Source organism: Nitratireductor aquibiodomus NL21 = JCM 21793 (genome assembly GCF_000615975.1).
Lineage (GTDB): Bacteria > Pseudomonadota > Alphaproteobacteria > Rhizobiales > Rhizobiaceae > Nitratireductor > Nitratireductor aquibiodomus.
In genome coordinates this window covers 1-1,597 of sequence record NZ_BAMP01000177.1, presented here as the reverse complement: position 1 = coordinate 1,597, position 1,597 = coordinate 1, and the positions used below count along the sequence as shown (strand labels likewise).

At 62.9% G+C, this 1,597-nt stretch carries 2 protein-coding genes and 1 pseudogene; 1 reads left to right on the top strand and 2 read right to left on the bottom strand.

What is annotated here, in order from left to right; genetic code table 11:
• Both JCM21793_RS22995 and JCM21793_RS22990 read right to left on the bottom strand, forming a co-directional pair.
• Positions 1 to 233 (bottom strand): annotated as a pseudogene (locus tag JCM21793_RS22995) (thermonuclease family protein); the annotation flags it as partial.
• Positions 234 to 274: 41 nt separating this feature from the next.
• On the bottom strand, positions 275 to 481 hold the full coding sequence (locus JCM21793_RS22990) for a DUF1674 domain-containing protein (RefSeq protein ID WP_007010908.1): 207 nt from the start codon (positions 479 to 481) through the stop codon (positions 275 to 277).
• A gap of 122 nt (positions 482 to 603) precedes the next feature.
• On the opposite strand from JCM21793_RS22990, the gene htpX reads away from it, so the two are divergent.
• The gene (htpX, locus tag JCM21793_RS22985; protein WP_025031861.1) at positions 604 to 1,596 is read left to right on the top strand and encodes a zinc metalloprotease HtpX; all 993 of its coding nucleotides are present in this window, start codon (positions 604 to 606) and stop codon (positions 1,594 to 1,596) included.
• Position 1,597: the final 1 nt, after the last annotated feature.

Below are 1,597 nucleotides of genomic sequence, written 5' to 3'. Positions count from 1 at the left end.
CGGCTGCGCAGCTCCGGCGCATCCACACCACGGATACGCACGCTGACCCTGATGCGCTGCCCCGGCCAGACGTGCGCCTCGGCAACAAAAGTGTCCCCGTCGATCACGCGCAGAACACGGGCTTCCACCGGTCCGGAGATCACCTCCCTGCGCGCCGCAAAGGCCGCCGGTTGAGCGCTCAACGCACCGGCAAGCAATAGCGCAACAAATGCTTTGTGGAAGAAATGAAGCATTAGAGGAATATATTCCTCTAATGCGCATTGCGCAATCGGAATCAGAAATCCGTTGCGATGCCCTTCACTTCCCAGTCGCCATAGCGCGCCGGGTCATGGCCTCCGCGCCCGCCAAGTTCCTTCGGAGCCTTTGCGGCTTCTGCCTCATAGGCCCTGCGCCGGGCCTCGGCTTCCGCAAGCGCACGCCTGGCTGCCGGCGAGAGAACCTTTTCCGGTGCATCTTCCTGTCTGTCCGTCTCGTCTTTCACGGCAACTTCCTCTCGAAAACGGGGAAATATTGAATACACGAAGCGCGTTCCCCATCATATAAGCGATTGGTCGCGCGTTCGAAAATGCCCGGCGCAGCCTCATTCTGGAGCTTGAGACGACAATGAACATGATACGCACCGCGATGCTCCTGGCCCTGATGACGGCCCTCTTCATGGGCGTGGGCTATCTGATCGGGGGCACAGGCGGCATGATGATCGCTTTCCTGATCGCCGCAGGCATGAACCTGTTCAGCTACTGGAATGCCGACAAGATGGTGCTGCGGATGCACAATGCCGTCGAGGTCGATGAGCGCAACGCGCCGGAGTATTTCGGCATCGTGCGCGATCTGGCGGCGCGGGCTGGCCTTCCCATGCCGCGCGTCTATCTGATCCAGAACGACCAGCCCAACGCCTTCGCCACCGGTCGCAACCCGCAGAACGCGGCGGTCGCCGCCACCACCGGCCTGCTCGACCGGCTAAGCTATGAGGAGGTGGCCGGTGTCATGGCGCACGAGCTTGCCCATGTGCAGAACCGCGACACGCTCACCATGACCATCACCGCGACGCTGGCCGGCGCGATTTCCATGCTCGGCAATTTCGCTTTCTTCTTCGGCGGCAACCGTGACAACAACAACCCGCTTGGCTTTGTCGGCGTTCTTGTGGCGATGATCGTCGCACCGCTCGCCGCCATGATGGTGCAGATGGCCATCAGCCGTACCCGCGAATATTCCGCCGACCGGCGCGGCGCGGAGATCTGCGGCAACCCGCTGTGGCTCGCCTCAGCGCTAGACAAGATCGCCCGGCGTGCAAAGCAGGTGGTCAACCAGGATGCCGAGCGCAATCCGGCCACCGCGCATATGTTCATCATCAACCCGCTCTCGGGCGAGCGCATGGACAATCTGTTTTCCACCCACCCCGATACGGACAACCGCATCGCCGCGCTTCAGGCGATGGCGGGCGAAATGCGCGCGACGCCTGAGCCGCAACGCCGTGAGGAAGACCACGGTCCATGGGGAACACGGACCGAAGCGCCCGAACCCCGGTCCCAACCCCAGCCCAAATCCGACCCCCGCTGGGGCCGTGACGCCAAAGGGCGCAAAGGCCCCTGGTCGTGAG

Excerpts from the sequence above, each read along its gene's own strand:
- htpX (WP_025031861.1), top strand. The coding sequence starts at position 604 with ATGAACATGATACGCACCGCGATGCTCCTGGCCCTGATGACGGCCCTC.